The sequence below is a fragment of the Arthrobacter sp. AL12 genome (assembly GCF_029960645.1).
In the GTDB taxonomy this organism is placed as follows: Bacteria; Actinomycetota; Actinomycetes; order Actinomycetales; family Micrococcaceae; genus Arthrobacter.
In genome coordinates, this window is record NZ_JASBQY010000014.1 from 31312 (window position 1) to 50373 (window position 19062).

A 19062-nucleotide genomic window follows, 5' to 3' on the forward strand; every position below is an offset into this window, starting at 1 on the left:
CATTTGACAAGAGTGCCGTCGGCTTACGCCGGTGCATTGTCCATCATTCCTATCATTCAGAACCGACAGTTTTGGTCTTCGCCCGAGGATAGGTGGCGAAATGTCCCACAAACGTTGCAGTAACCGCGATGCTATGGCGCGCCCTAGTGGACTTGGAGCTCCCTTGCCGATCTGTTTTGCGATCGCAGTCTGCGAGCCGGCCCACAGCCTGTCGTCCGGAAACCCTTGCAGCCTGGCCGCCTCGAGGTGGGTTATAGCCCGGTGCTCCGGCGGGTGCAGACAGCGTCCCCTTCTCCATTGCGGTGGCGAATCGACCAGATAGTCTGCCGCTCAAAATTCCTCGACCGTCACTATGAAGCGGTGCCTCCACGGCGCTGCTTCGACATCCGGCCATCGACGGATTCGCGCTCTTGGGATCTGTGTTGGACCGGCCCGTGATATCCCTCCCCACCGGTTGCTGCCATCACTTTTCGCTCCGCCCGCCTGCTGGGCATGACCCATGCCGGGTCAGCAGCAATCATCCTCAGTCCCGGAAATCCATTATTCGCGAGGTCTGACTGCAGTCCGTCGGGGGGAGGCTCATATTGAGAGGACGCCCGAAGGTGTGGCGGAAAGAGGCTGCGGGAGATACTCGTTGCGACCGTCTTCAACTCCCCGCCCCTCCCTCGCATCAAGGCTCAGATCTGGGGCCGGAGCGAAGTCTGCTTCCTCCCCGGGCGCGGGACAGCCGTGAGCATGCTCCGTGTGGCGCGCTGCTTTTCTGGTCTCGCTGTCGATGGCACTCCATTGTGATCTTGTCATCGTGTCGAGGAAACCCGGGGGGAGTTCTCGGCCGAGGGCTGCTGCCAGGACGTGTGCGGCGAGCCGCGGTGGAATGGCGTTACCGATCTGCTGGGAGACGTCCTTGCCCGACCATGGGTAGTCAGCGGGGAACGTCTGGAGACGGCCCGCTTCTGAAACTTTGAGTCGATCGAGTTCACCCTCGTTTGAGAACAAGCGATTTCGAGAGACTTTCCCGGTAACCGTGAAAGCTGGTTCCTTCGAAGTGCGCCGACCACGGGCTTTCGGATCGCCGCCGGTTCCATAATTGGAGACCAGCTCGAAAGGCTCTCGTCGGTCAAGGGTCTTGCCGATGCTCTGGCATGGTAGCAAAGCAGGTTGCTCGGCGGACGCTTGGACTTGTCTGCTCCTGAACCGCTGGTGCGTCGGGACGGGAAGGGCAGGTGTGAGGTATCGGTTCGCGATAAGGATCGCGCGGCGGCGGGTCTGCGGGACTCCGTACTCCTCCGCGTGGAGTACCCCTGTCACAGTCTTGTAACCGAGTGTCTCCAGGACCGTCGCCATGGCCTCCCATACCGGCAGGACCGCTGGCACCTGCTCCAAGACGATCACTTTGTAGGCGTTCCCCGCCTGATGGGCCTCAAGCGCCCATCGCAGCGGCTGCAGCACCAGCCCGGTTCGTTCATCTTCTAACGCGGCTAGCTCATCGGTGATGTCGTCCCCATCGACCATGCGCGCAATGAAGGATAGGACCTGGTTCAGGGCCTTGCGGCCGGCACCTGCCCCGGCCACGGTGTACGTCTGACACGGAGGCCCCCCGGTGAGGATCGTCGCATGGGGGAACTCGGCCGGACCGTGCTCCCGAACGTCACCTTGCACGGTTTCCAGGCCGGCGGTAAGCCTGGTTGCGCAGGCATTCTCGTCCCACTCGATACCGGCCACGGACAATCCCAGCCAGTGTGCAGCGACATCCAATCCACCCGGACCGGCGAAGAGATCCACCATTCGAGCGTCAGAAGGAGTTGGGTCCGATTGCGCGATGGTCATGGGACACGATCTTATCGGTCGACAGGTCACCAACGGACCAGCATCGCCGGTTTCCAACCGATCATGAGCAGTTCTCGCCGGCCAGTGGTGCTCCTACCCGCGGTACTAGCGGTCTGGATCGCGTCAGGTAGCAGGCCCAGGGCGTTGAGTTTTTCGGATCGCGCGGACATCGCGGTAGGGCTTCAGAGCCAGCAATTCCCGAGCGGTTAGACGATGTCGCTTGTTGCATCCGTATCGTAGGTTGAAAGTGGCGAACTCCGGTGGCCGTTGTACCCGCTCCGAGCGAAGATGGTCGGAGCTTCGGAGCTTCGGAGCTTTCCGATGGAGCACTACTCTGAACTAACTTGATGGTCGGCGCACGCGCCGAAGATGGGGGAACACAAATGGGGCTTTCCAACCGCGAGTACGTCGGACGTGCACTGGAGACTTTGGCGGCGGGCCTTGGCTCCTACATTGCGTCAGTTCTGGAGGGTGTTGCGCCCGGGATTTCGTGGCCCAAGCTCCTGGAGCACAAGGACGCCAGTGCTGGAAGAACGACGCAAAGTTACTCCGCCACTGATCTGAGCGTGCAGCTCCGCGTCATGACAGAACCCTTGGGCGCCCTTGGCTACCCCTTCAACCTGGCCCATGACGCCCGCAGCCACACCTCCGAGCTCCGACAGATCCGCAACCTCTGGGCCCACAACGAGAGCTTCGATGACGCGGACACCTACCGCGCATTGGACACCGCCGGTCGGCTGGCCAAGCACCTCCAGCTAGATGGGGCATCCCAGGCACTCACTGCCCTGTTGGATGACTATAAGATCCGCGATGCAGGGGACGGCGCAAGGGAACCCGCCGACGTCGACGAGACCGGAATAGGTGACCCTGAAACTGGGGACGCGGAACAGTCCGGTGGGGCTGCTGCCGAAAATCCGGCGAAGCAACACGCGGTATCCGTCGAGATCACAGCCGCCGAAGCCCTCAGCTATCCCATGGTGCATAACGATTTCAGGTTCTTGCGCCAGGTGGTGATTACGAACCCGGGCACGGAAATCCGCGGCGCCGTGATTCGGGTTGAGGTGCTCGCCAGCGCTGGCCGGATCTCAGAAGACTTCCAGCAGTACATCGACCTGGCGGCCGGACAATCGATCGTCCTGGACGATCTGGACGTCCACGTCGCGGCGCAGACCATGTACGACTTGTCCGACAAGCAGCCGGGCCGGGTGGTGGTCACCGTCGAGTCCGGCGCGCCCGGCAGCGGAACCTCGGAAATCGGCCGGTCCGAAGCCCGGATCCAGCTCCTACCGGCTCAGCTCTGGATCGCCGGCAACGGCCTGGCGTCCTATGAGTTCCTGGCCGCCTTCGTCCAGCCCCATCACCCGGCCATCGGCAAGCTGGTCTCCGAGGCGGCGGATCTCTTGGCGGCGACGACCGGCAGCAGCAGCCTGGACGGGTACCTGGCCGACGCCGACCGCGTGGATCAGATCGTCTTCGCCGTGGCCCAGGCGGCCAGCAACCGCGACATCCGCTACAGCATGCCTCCCGCCAGTTGGGGCCTGCAGGGCCAGCAGATCCGCACCCCCGCTCAAGTGCTGGAGGACCGACTCGGGACCTGTCTGGACACGACCGTCGTTATGGCTGCGGCCCTGGAATTCTGCGGCATCCGGCCCCAGCTCTGGATCGTCGAAGGTCATGCCTTCCTCGGGTACTGGCGCGAGGAGCGAGCACTGGATACCGCGGCCTCAGACGACGTGGTGGAACTGGTCAGTCTGGTCCAGCGAGGCCTCATCGGTCTGATCGAGACCACCCTGCTCACGGGTAAACAGCCCATCACGCCGGCCCTGCTGCGTAAGGGACCGGAAGCGAACTACATCGAAGCGGGACAAGGGGACATTTATGCGGTCACAGATATCCGCCGTGCCCGCCTCGATGGTATCTACCCGTTGCCCGCCCGGACCACGTCGGCAACAGGGGACACGGTAGTCACGAACTACGTCCCAGAGGCCAAGTCAGTCCCTGTCCTCCCCGTGAAGCAGGGAAGGGCCTCGCGGACGGACGGGACCACCTCGGATGTTCCTCCACGCGTTACCCAGTGGAAGAACGCACTGCTGGACCTCAGCCTGCGGAACCGCCTCATCAACTTCACGGACACGGCACGCTTCCCCTTAGCCGTTCCCGCTTCGTGGATCGGGGCCTTCGAGGACCTCATCAACAACGACACCCCCATCAGCCTGATTCCGTCCAACCAGATCAGCGCCGTCCATCAGGAACGCGGGATCCGCTTCGGCCGCGACCTCCCGCAAGACGAACTGATTGGCATGCTCAGCTCGAAGAAGGCCGTCTTCGCCGAGGTCACCGAAGAGGCTTACAACTCCAAAATGCGCGGCCTGGCCTACAAGGCCAAGACCCAGATAGAAGAAACCGGCGCCAACAACCTGTACCTGGCCCTCGGCAGCCTGCTCTGGGAACTCGATGGCCGTACCCTGCGCTCGCCACTTGTACTGGTCCCCGTCAACCTGACGTCGGCTGGAAAGAACGGGCTGTACCGCGTCACGCTGGACGAGGCAGGCCAATCCACGCCCAACTACTGCCTGCTCGAGAAGCTCGCCCAATCCCACGGACTCAGGATACCCGGGCTGGCTGCGCCAGCCGAAGACGGTTCCGGCATTGACCTGGACGCCGCGTTCGACGCCGTCCGGGAGGCAGTATCGGCCAAGGGCCTGGCGTTCCGGGTGGAGAACACCGTGGACCTGTCCATGCTCCAGTTTGCCAAGTTCAGGCTCTGGAAGGACCTGGACGAGAACTGGGAACAGTTCGCCACGAACAAGCTCGTGGACCATCTCATCAGCACCCCGACGGAAGTGTTCCAGGACCCGGTAAGCGTGACTGCCGACGTCGACCTCGACGCTCTTGCCGCACTGTGCCCGATCCCCGCGGACTCGTCACAGCTGCAGGCTGTGGCGTCGGCCGTCGCCGGCCAGACCTTCGTGCTCGAAGGACCTCCCGGTACCGGCAAGTCCCAGACGATTACCAACCTGCTCACCCGCGCAATCGTGGATGGCAAGCGGGTGCTCTTTGTGGCAGAAAAACGCGCCGCGCTGGACGTCGTCCAGAAGCGCCTCGCCGAAGTGGGGATGGCGCCATTTTCCCTGGACCTGCATGACAAGGGGAGCAAGCCGGCCGTGGTCCGCGCCCAGATCAAGAACGCGCTCGAGCTCAGTCTGGCCGCTGACACGCAGCAGCTGGACACCGCAGCCACAGATCTGGCGGCCGCTCGCCGGACGTTGGTCCGCTACGCCGCCCGGCTGCACGAGGAAAACGGCGCGAAGCTGTCAATGTACAGCGCCCGGACCAAGGCGCTCACCTTTGAGCCTGATGATCCGGCCCTGAATCTGGGCGCGGGGTTTGCGGCGTCCGCCAATGACACTGTTCTGGAGCCACTCCGCGCCCTGTTCCGTGAGCTGCCGGAATTCACCGATCGGGCACGGCCCGCGGCGGACCACCCCTGGCGGTTTGTCGGGCGCCCGGTCACCGATGCCCAAGCCAATCAGCTGCTCACTGTCGGGCGCCGTATCGATGCAGCGCTCGACGCCGTTCGTTCCGTTGCCGGTCTTGACGCCGTCCTGCGGTCCGCCAAGCAGCCGTCCGACGTCGAGACGCTCGCTGCCCTCCTGGCAGACCGGACCGTCCCCGTAGAAACGTTGGATGTGATCCGGTCGGGCGAATGGTCCACAGGCGCCCGGAACTTGGAGCAGCTGGTGACGGCCTTCGCCGCTGTCAACCACCCCGGCCTGGACAAGGTTGCGCCGGAGGCCATGGAGCTTCCCCTGCAGGAAATCCAAGGGCGGGCGCAGCAGGCGGCCGCCAGCGGTTTCTTCGGGCGCAAGAAGCGTCTGCGCGTCGTTGCTGCAGAGCTGGACACCGTGGTTCACACTGGCGCCGAGATCCGGCCCAAGGAGCTCGTACCCCTGCTGGCGAACCTGGTCGCAGCGCAGCACCAGGTCCTTCAGCTGCGGGCCGAAACCGAGTCTGTTCCCGGCGTCGGCGTCCTGCACGCCTGGAACCCCCTCACAGCGGCTGACCAGGAGGCGTTGAACCGCCGGCTGGGGTGGCTGCGGTGGGCCGCGCAGGCCGTGCACCCCACCGTCACCGATGACGGTCCGACCTTCCAAACTGCCCTGCGCGACTTCCTTGAGCGGGGACCGGCGGTCCACGGGAACCTGATCGGCTGGCTCCGCGAACTCGCGGCGGCCTGGGACGCGTTTGCTGCGGATGCCGCCGTCGACGCTGCAGAACTCACGCGGTGGACAGGAGACCAGGGTCTTCTGGGCGTCTGGCTCCTGACCCGGACCGCTCGGGTGCTGGATGGCGCAGGGTCGCTGCCTCTCCAGCGGTGGCGTGAGCTCCTCGCCCACGTTGAGCCGCTCCGTGGCGTTGGACTCAGCGAAGTCCGCGCGGCTATTCTCGACGGTTCACTCGACGCCGATGACGCCGCGACGGCATTCGAACGCGGCCTCGCCGAAAGCTCGTTGGTGGAGCGGCAGGCAGCGACGGGTTTGCAGGACTTCGATGTCCAGGCGCACGAGCGGACCATCGAGAGGTTCACTAGCCGGGCCACTGCCGTACGGGAGCTCCTGAAGCGCAACCTGGCAGCCGGCGTCGTCGGCTCACGGAAGGTCTCGGCGTCGTCGAACTCCGGCCGGATGGGGGAGCTGCAACGCGAGTTGAACCGCCAAAGGGGAGGCCGCACGGTCCGCAAACTCATGGAGGGCTACGCCGACCTCATCACGCAGATCATGCCCTGCACCCTTGTGAGCCCAGATTCGGTGGCGCGGTTCTTCCCGGCAAAGGCGGACCTCTTCGACATCGTCGTGTTCGACGAGGCTTCCCAGATCCGCGTGGCGGACGCCGTCGGCGCCATGGGCCGCGGTGCCTCCGTGGTGGTGGTGGGGGACAGCAAGCAGATGCCCCCGACGTCGTTCGCGGAGTCATCCGGGGACTCGCTGGACGATCTGGAGACCGATGCCACTGCCGTGGAGGACATGGAATCCATCCTTTCCGAGTGTGTGGAGGCGAGGGTGCCCCGGCAATGGCTGTCCTGGCATTATCGGAGCCAGGACGAATCCCTGATCGCCTTCAGCAACCAGCAGTACTACGACAGCAAGCTCTCGTCCTTCCCCGGGCCGTCCCACGGGGCTCCCGACGCCGGGCTCCGCGGCCACGGCGTCAACTTCGTCAGGGTCGACGGGCAGTTCCACCGCTCCGGACCTTCGAAGGTATTGCGGACCAATCCCATCGAAGCGAAGGCAATCGTCGAGGAAGTGCAACGGCGATTCGGGGCCGGCGACAGCTCACCGTCCGTCGGCGTCGTGACCTTCAACCTTCAGCAGCGCGCGCTGATCGAGGGCCTGTTGCGGGACACCGACGATCCCCGGATCATCAAGGCACTCGATGAGGACCCGGAAGGGCTCTTCGTCAAGAACCTCGAAAACGTCCAGGGTGACGAGCGCGACGTCATCCTCTTCTCCACCGGCTTCAGCAAGAACGACAAGGGCTACCTGCCGCTGAACTTCGGTCCGCTGAACCGTGCCGGTGGTGAGCGGAGGCTCAACGTCGCAGTGACCCGGGCCCGGCGGCAGGTGATTGTCTTCTCCAGCTTCAGCCCGTCCGAACTTCGTGCCGAGGAGACAAGTTCTGTCGGGATCAAGCACCTTCGCACATACCTGGACCTTGCCGAGCAGGGGACCGGTGCGCTGCCCTATGACGGCCGGCGAAGCCTCGCCGTGGACCTGCACCGCGAGGAAATCGCTGACGCGCTGCGCGACCGCGGCTTTACCGTCGCTACCGACGTTGGACTGTCTGATTTCAAGGTTGACATCAGCGTCGCCTCTCCGGACGCGCCGGGACGGCCGCTGATGGCTGTCCTCCTGGACAGCCCCGTGTGGGCGGCGCGCCGTACCGCGGGCGACCGCGACGGGCTGCCGGGCGACGTTCTGACCCGCATGATGCAGTGGCCCGCCGTGCAGCGGGTCTGGCTGCCCGCCTGGCTCGGTGGCCGCGATGCCGTGCTGGACAAGCTTGAGAAGGCGTTCGCTGCCGTCGGCTCGGGATTGGCGTGTCCGGACGCAGAGCCTGCTCCGTCCGCGGGAACCGAGGTCTTGCACGACGAGTCGGCCGTTTCCCTTCCCGGAGTCGCTTTGACCAGCCCGCTGCCACCGGCATTCACGGCGGTCCCCGTTGACCCGCCGGCCCCGTTGCTTGCTCCGGCGGGCGGTGGGCCCGGATCTGCGACGGCTGTCGTCGAGCGTGATCGTCCCGGGTACGAGCCGTGGACCGTCCGTCGCCTCGGCAGCAGGGACGTCCTGGACGACCTGCCTTCCCGGCGGTCCGTGCTCGCCGTACGTGAAGCCCTCCGAACCATCGTTGACGCGGAGGGTCCGATTCATCAGGAGCGGCTGGCCAGGCTGGTCTGCCTGGCCTTCGACCTCAAGAAGATGCATCCGGACCGGGGCAACTCCGTCCTGGATGCTTTGGATTCATCCGTTCACCGTTGCGATCGGGACGGATTTATCTGGGACGCGGCGGTTGACCGCGATGCCTGGACGGAGTTTCGACCGAATGGGCCGGACACTGACCGGAAGCCGGAGCACATCAGCGTGGTTGAACTCCGGAACGCGATGGTCGAAATCGTCCGGCTATCCGGCGGAATCTCGATCAGCGAGCTGCACCGGGAAACGATCAGGCTGTTTGGCGGGAAGCGAAGGACGGCTGGCATTACCGCACGGCTGAACGCGGGCCTACAGTACGGCGTCGATACCAAGCGGCTTGAGCTGCGCGGCGATGTGGTGCACCTGGCTGGTTAGCAGCAGTATCGCCGGAATCAGCGGACGTCTACGGCCTTCGGGTCCGCAGGCTCCGCCGAAGTCGGCGCAGTCATGTCTTTTGTGGTCGACCGCTGGGCCTCGATTTGGCTCGCTGCCCGGATCACAGCGTCACCGCTAACCTTTGCGATACCAACTGGCACGGCCTTTGCAACCGACGAAACCGCCGTCGTCGTGGTTTTGGCCAAATCGGACAAGGACTTCCGCCACGTCTCTCGCTCGACCTCTCCTTGGCCCAGGCCATCCAGCCCATAAATCTCCGCAAAGGTGCCGATCAGTCTGCTGGCGCTTTCAGCGGAGTCCAGCAGCGAACGGCTCTTCTGTGGGCTTCGAAGACGATTGAAGTCGCTGACGTTGGCGGCCGATGTCAGCGCATCCACCAAGGACTGCAGCCGGTTCGCAGCGGCGTCGTTCCGCTTGGTTGCAGAGACCTGGATGGATGCGGCGTGTGCCTCGACCGCCTCGGGGTCGTGTTGGCGCAGATGAACAAGCTCAAGCGTCTCGAGACGCTGCTGATTCGCTTGGCAAGCAGCAAGAATCACGAGCCATGAACGCAGCTCGTTGTCCGCAAGGGTCTCGGCAGCGTTCACCTTATCGGCAAAGGAACGCGCCTTCAGAGATTGCGTCAGGGTCTCTATCTGGGCCAGCGCGTGTGAACTCGCCTGTGCAAGGGCCGTGGCATGACCTGCGACCTGAGACCAGGCAGTGTCAGTGATCTTGCCGGTCTCCTTATACAGCTCGAATGCACGGAGGAGCACCTGCGTGAGGCCCTGGATGTCGCCCAGTGCCTTGGCGCGGTTATCTTCAAGAAGGCGATCCAACTTGACGTCCATAGCCCGCGCCAGATCCTCGAGCTGCGCGACGGCACTTTGAAGAGCCATCGTCGCAGTGAGCGTTGCGAGGTTCGACATGACCAGCGGGTTCATGCCGCCCGTGGTGAACTGGGCGAACGAATCGATTTGCCCCTTCGCTCCCCGGAAGGCGCCGCTGAACGTGCCCCCGGGGGAAACGTTGAAGTTTGCCAGCTCTATGAGCCTCTGACGGGACTCCGGGGTGAGCTGCACCCAGCTGCCGTCCAGCGCCGAGACGACCGCCCCGATGCCCGTGGCCTGCGCTACGAGGTCGACTGTCCCTCTGCCCGCCTTCTGTACCTGCTCAGCGTCAACATCCAACCGCGAAAGGAGGGTGCTGATCAGGTCTGGGTCTCCCACGAGAACAGCGTTGTTCTCGGAGACGCGGATACCGACTTCGTTACTTGATTCGATCACAGCAGGATTCTGCCACAGGGGTAGTTGTCGACGTGGACCCCGTGCTTGGGACTTCAGGGTGTGTTCACTCTTCGGCGAGCCCGCGGCGTTGTTTGCACTCGATCCGGTCGGTCGGCAGCACCATGGCGGTTATGGCGGCCACCCTGGAGGACTTTCAGAAGCTAAACTCCATCGGCGACACCGTTGCCGGAGATTCCTACACCGTCATCTCCACGGTCTACGACGAGGTGGTCATTCCCTTCAACAGCCAGTTCCTTCACCGGCAGGATCGCGCTGGAAGACCTCGTGGAGCAGGGCTTCGACACGCTCATCAACCACAAGGACACGGCCGTGAAGGTGCTGGTGCATCCCTAGGGGGGGCCAAGAAGCTGGCGTCACCTCCCTGGGCGCACGAGCGTGACCCACGGATGCCACAGCATCGGGGTAAGGGTGATGAGGGATGCTGCGACGACCAGCCACGGCTCCGTGCGGCCAACCAGCGCCATAAGCGGCAGAGGGTCGCAGATGCCGTCCTTGACGGTCACGGCGTAGGCGCCCAGTAGCGGACGGTCAAAGCTCATCCGATCCAGGTCCGCCTCGGTCAGCGGGCCTGCGAACCTCTGGTTAACGTCGCGCAGTCGACCGGATGGTGGACCCCGTCACCTCGAACCGGCGGGCAGTTACTCCTCGGAGGCACGAGTCTTCAAGACCCCGGCGGCCTTTCCGCGGGATTTTGCGTAGCGCCAGTGCAAGTCAGGGGAGAGGCTGCCGCTCGCCGACGCTCAGGGCAGCCTCCGGTGCGCCGTAGCCCAGCCGTCGTCGTTCCAGCCTTTCCTGCTGGCGCGGCGACGGAATCCCGGCACCCTTGGCGCGGTTGCACCTGGCGCAGGCGGCAACAAAGTTTTGCAGGCTGGTGGACCCGCCCTTGGACCACGGATAGAAGTGGTCGCCTTGCTCAGCAGGCCGGGGACAACAACGGCCGAAACCTGATTCCATCTCGCACTGGCCGCCGGCACGCGCCATTCCTTCCCGGCGCTGTTGGCGGGTGAAGCGCCGCGCCGGATCCCGGCGTCGGACGTCCCGGGCGTTGATGACGCCCCCGATAATTGTGAGGACGATGGCGAACAGGCCAGGCAGCATCACCGCAGCCACGGCGCCGTCGACCATCCCGCGGAATACCTCTGACACAGTGGACGTGTTGGTGCCGGCGCTCCCTTTCGGCATGAGGCCCACAGCAAACGACACGGCCAACCACATCATCGTGGCTGCGGCTGCCAGCCGAAGGCCCACGCGGGTCCAGTAAATGCGCTTCAGGTCCATCATTGAGTTGCCCCCATCATCCTCAGCTCCGGCAAAGCTGCTGCCCTGGCAGGGCCAGGGAGATCCTATAGCCGGTTCAACGCTGAAGGCTGCCGACAGGCTCAACGGTCAGGGCATCGCCTGCCGTTCGCCGGCCTCAGCGCACCCGTATATTCGAGGGCTTCCCGGGAACGTCCTTCGGCTGCATGCCGGCGGTTTGGGCCTGCAGCACGCACCACTTGCGCAACGGCATTCCGAGAACGTTCGGAAGGGACCCATGGTGCTGCTTGACCAGCGGCGTTCCCACGCTGCCGAACAGGGACACGCTGATGCCCGTTTCTCCGTGCAGCAGGGTGTCGCCCAGCACCGACATCCACGCCTTTTCCAGTGCCCTGCTTGCGGCGGCTGCACTGCCGTTGACTCCCTGGAACCTTCGCGCCAGGTGGGTGTGCATCCGCTGGTGCTCCGTCAGGGCGGGGGCCTTTGAGGCCGCAGCCGGCGGGTTCTTCACCGCTGCCGGCTTGTCCTTCACCGCCGCCCGCGGGGCCGGGGCGGCCGGTGGCTGGGCGGGCCGGGTGTCCGCGCCGGCAGCGATGACCACGAGGTCGGCGAGTTCCGCGTGCAGCGCCGCGATCTGCCGGTGGATGGCGCTGATCCGGAGGACGACGTCGGTGTCCCCGACCTTGGGTGAAACGCGGAGCTTGGTCTCTGCCTCGGGAGGGAAGGTGGTGCGGAACAGCGCGCAAAGCGCTGTCGCCAGCGGAAGCCGGGCGCCGGCGTCGGGCAGGAGCAGCGGTGACGGGCTGGTCGAGTTCGCAGTCACCGCTGCCAGTTCCGGCAGGTCGCCGTACACCTTGCCCCAGCGGATCCGCTCAATGGTGGTGTTCTGGTCCACCTGCGGAGAGTAGACGCTCTGCATGAGCCGCAACTGCTGCGGATCGAAGGCGGGGAAGTGCTGGGGGAGGATAGCTCCCCGCAGGGCTGCGCGGACGGCGTCGAGCTGCCGCGAGACCTGCTCTATCGGATTCGGCAGGGCCAGGCCGCCGTCGAGCAGCCAGGGCGTGCCCGTGTCGGTTGCGAGCGCGACTCGTCGTGGGAAGCCCTTCCATTCGCTGACCATGATGGTGCCGTGCCGGACGTTATAGAAGAACCAGTCGAGTTCGGCGACAGGCCGGCCCGGTGCGTCCACCCGGCAGTTGGTGAACGCCCACACGTCGTCGTCCAGCAGCTCATGCAGCAGGGCAACATCGCGGGGAGACGGTCGGTGTGCAGCCGAATTGGCGGACGGAAAGTGCAGCAACGGAAGCCTTCTGGGGCGTTAGGCCAGCTGAGGGACCCCCACGCCCCGAGCCAGTCGCACGTTGTGCGCTACGCCATCATCACCGGCCAGAAGGCCTAACGGCAAGTGGAGCCCACATTTGGCTTCTGCCGACTGTTGCCACATCGCACTGAGCCGCGGTGGACCAGATGACCGTGGTGATCCCTTCGGCCTCCAGGTTGAGCCGCCCCCCGGAGCCTGCCGGCAGCCAGGTGGCCGCCGCGGGTTCGGCGGGCGGGGCGTCGATGCCGGCCGCGGCAATGTAGGCGTCGGCCATGTAGGCGTCGGCCATCCGACCCAGCCGCTGGCTGAACCCGGCCTCCACGAGGGCGAGGGGGGCGGGCAAGCCGTCACTGAAGACGAGTCCGCCGTCGTCCGCTCCCTCGGACCGGCCGTGCAGGCGGATGCCCCGGCGGCCGAGGCCCCGCAGGTGGATGCTGTGGCCGCCGCCGTTACCGGAGATCAGCGGGTTGCACATGAAGCGCGAGGCGGGGGAGGGGAACTGATCTACCTGTAGGCCGTTGACGCCATGGCCGCGGTTGCGCTGGCGCTCAGCGGAGGCGGAGCACTGACCTCGCTCGAAACGACAGTGCTTTACCTGAGCAGTTACCTGGCCCGGCCATCACCCGGTGAACATCGGAGACGGCGGGGCCGGTCACCTCTGGTGACCGGTCCCGCCGTCGTGGGAGGGAAGTGGATGCCGAAAGTCCCCGGAACCGCTACCTGTCTTCCAGGACGCCGCAGGCTGCGGGATCGGTGGCCTCGGCCGGAAGCTTCGGGTCGAGCTCGCTGGCGCCGGCCGAATCGAAGTCGTACTCGCCGTTGTTGTTGTAGTCGAGGCCGTGGATCACCAGGACGCCTTCGCCGTCGCGGATGGATTCGGCAATGTCCTTCGCCGTTCCGGTGCCGCCGTTGCCGGGATAGCCGGTGCCAGCGACGTCGGTGAATTTGATGTTCTTACGCTCGTAGTCATAGCTGCCGTCCTCGGCAACGGGGAAGCGGTCCACGGCGAGAAAGCTTGCCGGGGTGGTGTCGCCGGTGGTGTTCAGGGACACGACCACCGGGCCGTAAGCGGGGATGCCTTCCACCGTGTTCAACCGTCCGTCGCCGTTGCTGTCCAGGGCCAAGGTGGGGCATTCATTCAGGGCCTGCTGGCCGTAGTGGATGTGCTGGGCGTGGGGTGCGTCGGGGGTCAGCCCGTTGGCGTGCACTTCGATCTGCTTGATCATCTCGTTGCCGACGACGGCCTTGGCGGTGCCGGAGGCGCCGGAACCGTTGAGCTGGCTGAGGGTGGCGGTAAGCGTGACATTCTTGTCACTGCCCTTGGTGTCGTTTTTCTCGTTGTTGGCCTGGGCCGGCAGAGCCGCCAGGGTTGTGGCGGCAAGTAAGACAACAGCTGAGCCCCCAAGGGCCATGACAGAATTTCGCTTCACAATGTACTCCTCTATTGATAACCAGTGAGGAGATCCCGCTGGTCTCAAGTGATTCGGATCACATGCCGTGGGGGATGGGTGCGCGGGGCGCAGTTTCTGCTGAAGGTTTCGGCACGGGCGCAGGCGAAGGCTGGCCCGGCGGCGATCCGGGCAGCGGCAGCGCCACCCGCCGATGCCGTTTAGGCAGAGGAGCCAGATCGTGGCCCACCCCCTGGGACAGGCCTCCGGTCCCGCCGACCCGGCCTACCAGCCCCGCTGCCTTTAGCCGGCGTCCGCGCCGTCCGGAGCGCGGCCCGGTCACCGGGCTGCGATGTGCCCTGCCACGAATTCGGCGTCGTCGCCCACTACTGACAGCGTGGCGGACAGGTGTTTGGTGAGCCACGGCAGCCCAACGGCGTAGAGACCGGGGACGTCGGTGACCCCGCTGGAGTGCCGGGGGTAGTTCCACTGGTCGAGCGCCGGCACGTCGAGGAAGCTGAAGTCCAGGCCGTAGCCGGTGGACCAAATGATGGACGTGATTCCCTCGGCATCAAGGTTGAGGCGGGCTCCCGATTCGGCAGGTAGCCAGTCGTCCGCCGGTACCGGGTCGGCGGGCGGGGCGTCGATGCCTGCGGCGTGAATGTAGGCGTCGGCCATCCTTCCCAGCCTGGCGCCGAACCCGGCCTCCACCAGGGCGAGGCGTGCGGGGAGGTCCTCGCTGAAGACGAGGGCGCCGTCGTCGGTTCCCTCAAACCGGCCGTGCAGCCGGACGCCCCGGCGGCCGAGTTCCCGCAGGCGTATGCTGTGGCCGCCGCCGTTGCCCGAGATCAGCGGGTTGCACATGAAGCGCGCCGCGGGGGAGGGGAGCTGATCCACCTGGAGGCCGTTGATGCCGTACTCGGGGCCGTGGAGGTTGACCTGCAGGATCCAGTGGAAAACGTCCCGGCCGCGGTACCGCCGCGGGGCCTCGGGGCAGGCCGAGACGGAAAGGTGGACCTCCCGGCCGGCGTCGAGGAGGTCCTCGGTGATCTGCCCGCCGGACTGGCCGGACCCCACCACCAGCACAGCGCCGTCCCGGAGCTGCTGCGGGTTGCGGTAGTCGTGGCTGTGCAGCTGACGGATGTGCCGTGGCAGCGCGGCGGCGGCCGGCGGGATGCGCGGGAGCTGGAAGGCGCCGTTTGCGAGGACCACGTTCCGTGCCTGCCAGCGGCCGTGGCTGGTGGTCACGGAGAAGCCGCCGTTGGCCGGGAAGCCGCCGGTTGCCGCACTGATCCGGGTCACCTCGGTGCCGAGCAGGACCGGCGGCTTGATCCTCGCGGCGTAGTCGCGGAGAAGGTCGATCACCTCGTCCCGGGGGAGGAAGGCATCCGGCTCGGGGCCGTCGTAGGTCAGCTCCGGAAGGAGGAACGAGAAGTTCGGGGTGTTGAGGTAGAACGAGTCCCAGCGCTCCTGCCAGGCGCCGCCGAGTGCGTCCCGCCGTTCCAGGAGCTGGTGCTCCACGCCGTGCCGGCTCAGCCAGTAGCTCGTGGCCAGGCCGGCCTGGCCGGCGCCGATCACCAGGGTGTCGACTTCGTGGTCGGGGCGCTCGGCGGGGGAGGGCATAGCTATTTCTTCGCGGCCCTCGCCTTCGGAGCCTTCGGAGCCTTCGGAACCTTGGGCGGCAGCCCGGCCACATGTTCGAACGCCTTCTCCACCCAGGCCCGGGCCCGCGCTTTGTCGCCGTCGCCCTCGGCGTTCCAGATCTCCGGCAGCCCGGTGTAGCCGCCTATAGGGCGCTCGGCCGGCCCGAACGGCACGGTCTGCTCGGTGCTTTCGAGCAGCTCTTTGTCCGCGCCGCCGAGTTTCACGCCGATGGTGGGACCGAACAGGCCGGCGAACATGTTGCCGTTCACAAACGCCCCGAGGTTCCCGAACATCGGCTTGACGACCACCTCGGAGTGGTCGGGCAGCACCGAGCGGAAGTGCTCCTTGTCGGCGTCGGACGCTTTCGGCATTTCCATGACGTACCTCCGGAAACTGCTGGTCAGGGTCGGTCTTCCTGCAGGATATGCCCGCCGCCGGACAAGGTACAGGAAGTCGCGCTAAGGGGCCCCGGCCCCCGCCTGGCGATGGACGGGGGTTTGGTGGCCGGCATCTTGAACGCACCTGCCCTCGAGAGCCGGTGGTGCGCTTATTCTTGCCGTGAAAACAATCCCTGATGCTGTCCGGCCTGGAGCAGCTGGAAGCGGCTAGGCATCGATCACCAGATCGGTTCGAGCGGTGGAGCAGCAGGGCAGGAACTTGCCTGCATCGATTTCCCGGGCCCGGATCCCGCCCTGGTGGTTCATCTCGACCTCCCCGGACAGCTTGACGACCTTGCAGGAGCCGCACATGCCCTCCTTGCAGTTCGCGCCGATCCTGACGCCTGCACGCTGGGCCACCCCGAGGATGTGTTCGGCGGGGTCGATGCGCACGTTGAGGCCGGTGCGCATGAAGGACAGTGTGAGGCTTCCCGTTCCGACTGTGTCGAAGCTAGAGGCGTCGGGGGACCCGGCCTCCGGCCCCCCGTCCGGCCCCCCGTCCGGCCCCCCGTCCGGACTGCCGTCGGGGGTTTCGGGACAGGGCGCGTCCGGGTCGACGGTTTCCAGCGGCAGCCCCGTGGCCTTCAGGGTCCCCTCGGCGTCGTAGCCGGGTTCGTAGAGCCCGAACGCGGTGGGCTGGCTTTCGTAGTAGTCCTCGGCGGAATCGGCGATTTCCTCGGCGATTTCCTCCGCAATGTCCACTGCAAGCGCGAGCTCCGCCTGGTATTCAAGGATTGTCTGGCGGTCTCCCGAGAAGAATTCCATGTGGATGGAGGTGTCGTCGACGCCGAGCTTCTCGAGGAGCTCGGTGGCGGTGTTCAAGTAACCCTCGGGGCCGCAGGCATAGACCTGGCGGCCGTTGGCATCGGGGGCCACCTCGTCGAGCACGGCCGCCGTCAGCCTTCCGGTGAGCCCTTCCCATCCCTCGGGTTTGCTGCGGTCGCCCAGGGAGTAGAAGACCTTGACGCGCGAGTCCACGGAGGCGATGTAGGCCAACTCCTGGTGGAAGGCAAAGCCTCCGGCTTCCGCTCCGTGGTACAGCACCACGACATCGGCCTGTCCGGGCAGAGAGTGGATGGTCCGCAACATCGACATGATGGGGGTTATGCCTGCGCCCGCGGCCAGCAAGAGGTACCGTGCCCGCCGGTCGGCGTCGGGCAGGTGGAATGCCCCGACCGGTCCGAGCATCTCGAGGACGGTGCCGGGCTTGACGTTCTCGTGCACCCACGGTGAGACCAGTCCCGTGGGGTCGCATTTGACTGTGATGTCGAAGGTCCACGGCTTGGTGGGGGAACTGGACAGCGAGTAGCTGCGGTCCACCGCGTCCTGGTCCTCGCCGTTCACCGGAAAGGCGACGTTCACGTACTGGCCCGGACGGAACGCCAGGGGCGCACCGTCGGAGCGGCGGAACACGAAGGTCATCATGCCGCCCACCTCGGGAACGGTCTCGACACATTCGGCCATGAACTCCTGCGGATGCCAGGGACCCAGCGCGCGGGCGGCACCGGCGGGTCCCTCGGTGCTGCCCATCACCCTGTTCCACGGCATCTCAAGACCGCGAATGCGCTGTGGTTCCTGAATTGCCGTGACGGTGCGGAGTTCAATCATGCCAAGTGCTCCTGCACGCGCTGCACATACCAGTTGATGAACGCCTCGACCTGGTATTCGCTCTTCATGTACGGCCCGGGCTCGTAGGCGGGGCTGCTGGCGCCCTTCTGGCACAGCTCCACGAACGCCTTGTCCTGCAGATTGGTCTGCTTCCAAGTGTGGGTGAGTTTCCCCAGGTCGTAGTCGACGCCTTCCTCGGCGTCGTCAGCCACCAGCCAAGTGGTGCGTACCAGCGTCTGGTGCTCGTTCACGGGGAAGACGGCGAACGTGATGACATGGTCTCCGAGGAAATGGAACCAGCTGTTGGGCTGCAGGTGCATCGAGCAGCGGCCAAGGCGGAAGTCCCGCAAATCGCCGAGCAGCTTCTTGGAGAGCCTGCGCCCATCGGGCGAGAACGATTCGCCGTCACCGTCCAGCGAGTCCCGTGAGATGCGGATTCCCGCTACGCGGGTGTCGAGCTCCTCGACGACTTCATAGGGAAGGCCATAGCGGCGGCAACGGTCCTCAAGCGAGGACTGTGCCTCCTTGTTGCGGTCCCACACCTCCTCGAGATGGGGCGGGATCAGGCCCTCCGTCAGGCCCCAGGTGGGAAAGAGGGAACAGGCGAGTTCCGGGTGGCCGTCGCAGTGGTAGCACTCACGGTTGTTCTCCATGACGAGCTTCCAGTTGCCCTCCTCGATGATGTTCTGCTGGTAGGCGATTTTCGTCTTCGACAGATCGTGGGGCGCGATGTAAGGCTCGAAGATCTTTCCGGTTTCGTCGAAATCCGTCGGCGGTTCGTCCGCAATGCAGACGAAGATGAGTCCAGCGAACACGCGGCTGTGGGCGCGCTTGAGGCCGAAGCAGCCCTTGTCGAACTTCGTTTCCCCCGGTGCCGAGGCATGGATCAAATCGCCGTTGGGGGAGTAGGTCCAGGAGTGATAGCCGCATACCAGGTTTCCCGTTGTCCCCGCGGGTTCGGTCAGGACCCGGGCGCCACGGTGGCGGCACACGTTGTGGAGGACGTTCACGCCGCCGTCGTCGTTGCGCAGCACGATCAGGGAGTAGGGCCCGTAGTCGACGGTGACGTAGTCGCCCGGCTCCGGGAGCTCGGCGATGCTGGCGGCAAAGATCCAGTGCTGGCCAAAAATGGCCTGCATGTCGATGTTAAAAATCGTCGGGTCGGTGTAGAAGGGGGCATCGAGGGAATATCCCACGCGCCGGAAATCGAACAACTCGGTGATCTCCGCCAGATGCTCGGCAGGCACCGATGAAGCGAGTTTTCCGCGTGAATTGAGGGGCACGTTCACTGGAGCAGACATGTGTTTCCTCCCGGGAGGGCTGGGTAAGTGTGCGATTCGTGGGGACCACGGGCTGGTGGGCGCAACCGGCGTGGTCGAGAACCTTCTAATCATGAGATTAGGGACGATCGATCTGCAACAAAAGCGC

Annotated in this window: 12 protein-coding genes and 2 pseudogenes; 2 read left to right on the top strand and 12 right to left on the bottom strand. The window is 65.4% G+C overall.

Annotated features, from left to right (window positions below):
* Positions 1-132: 132 nt before the first annotated feature.
* Both QK291_RS14390 and QK291_RS14395 read right to left on the bottom strand, forming a co-directional pair.
* A pseudogene (locus tag QK291_RS14390) lies at positions 133-318 on the bottom strand (DNA cytosine methyltransferase); the annotation flags it as partial.
* 261 nt (positions 319-579) lie between these two features.
* Positions 580-1827 (bottom strand): DNA cytosine methyltransferase, encoded by a 1248-nt coding sequence (locus QK291_RS14395; protein ID WP_348994580.1) that lies wholly within the window; start codon positions 1825-1827, stop codon positions 580-582.
* 383 nt (positions 1828-2210) lie between these two features.
* On the opposite strand from QK291_RS14395, the gene QK291_RS14400 reads away from it, so the two are divergent.
* On the top strand, positions 2211-8672 hold the full coding sequence (locus QK291_RS14400; RefSeq protein ID WP_282383090.1) for a DUF4011 domain-containing protein: 6462 nt from the start codon (positions 2211-2213) through the stop codon (positions 8670-8672).
* 17 nt (positions 8673-8689) lie between these two features.
* Here the strand turns inward: QK291_RS14400 and QK291_RS14405 are convergent, their stop codons facing one another.
* Entirely contained in the window at positions 8690-9958 is a 1269-nt protein-coding gene (locus tag QK291_RS14405; RefSeq protein WP_282383092.1) for a hypothetical protein, read from the bottom strand.
* Positions 9959-10113: 155 nt separating this feature from the next.
* Here QK291_RS14405 and QK291_RS14410 point away from each other — a divergent pair.
* Positions 10114-10215: pseudogene (locus tag QK291_RS14410) on the top strand (lipase); the annotation flags it as partial.
* A 117-nt stretch (positions 10216-10332) separates the two neighbouring features.
* On the opposite strand, the gene QK291_RS14415 reads toward QK291_RS14410, so the two are convergent.
* The 9 genes from QK291_RS14415 to QK291_RS14455 form a co-directional block, all read right to left on the bottom strand.
* Positions 10333-10518, bottom strand: a complete 186-nt coding sequence (locus tag QK291_RS14415) for a hypothetical protein (RefSeq protein WP_282383094.1) — start codon at positions 10516-10518, stop codon at positions 10333-10335.
* A gap of 172 nt (positions 10519-10690) precedes the next feature.
* On the bottom strand, positions 10691-11125 hold the full coding sequence (locus QK291_RS14420; protein ID WP_282383096.1) for an HNH endonuclease signature motif containing protein: 435 nt from the start codon (positions 11123-11125) through the stop codon (positions 10691-10693).
* Between the two features lie 268 nt (positions 11126-11393).
* Positions 11394-12536, bottom strand: a complete 1143-nt coding sequence (locus QK291_RS14425; RefSeq protein WP_282383098.1) for a hypothetical protein — start codon at positions 12534-12536, stop codon at positions 11394-11396.
* 79 nt (positions 12537-12615) lie between these two features.
* Positions 12616-13032, bottom strand: a complete 417-nt coding sequence (locus QK291_RS14430; protein ID WP_348994581.1) for a hypothetical protein — start codon at positions 13030-13032, stop codon at positions 12616-12618.
* A gap of 241 nt (positions 13033-13273) precedes the next feature.
* Positions 13274-13987, bottom strand: a complete 714-nt coding sequence (locus tag QK291_RS14435; RefSeq protein ID WP_282383100.1) for a hypothetical protein — start codon at positions 13985-13987, stop codon at positions 13274-13276.
* Positions 13988-14284: 297 nt separating this feature from the next.
* Positions 14285-15568, bottom strand: coding sequence for an NAD(P)/FAD-dependent oxidoreductase (locus QK291_RS14440; RefSeq protein ID WP_282383102.1), 1284 nt, complete (start codon positions 15566-15568; stop codon positions 14285-14287).
* A 2-nt stretch (positions 15569-15570) separates the two neighbouring features.
* Positions 15571-15966, bottom strand: coding sequence for a TfoX/Sxy family protein (locus QK291_RS14445; RefSeq protein ID WP_282383103.1), 396 nt, complete (start codon positions 15964-15966; stop codon positions 15571-15573).
* Between the two features lie 228 nt (positions 15967-16194).
* Positions 16195-17634 carry a ferredoxin reductase gene (locus QK291_RS14450; protein ID WP_282383105.1) on the bottom strand — a complete coding sequence of 480 codons (1440 nt, stop codon included), beginning with the start codon at positions 17632-17634 and terminating at the stop codon, positions 16195-16197.
* Positions 17631-18935, bottom strand: coding sequence for an aromatic ring-hydroxylating dioxygenase subunit alpha (locus tag QK291_RS14455; protein ID WP_282383107.1), 1305 nt, complete (start codon positions 18933-18935; stop codon positions 17631-17633). Before QK291_RS14455 ends, QK291_RS14450 begins: the two co-directional genes overlap by 4 nt.
* Positions 18936-19062 lie beyond the last annotated feature (127 nt).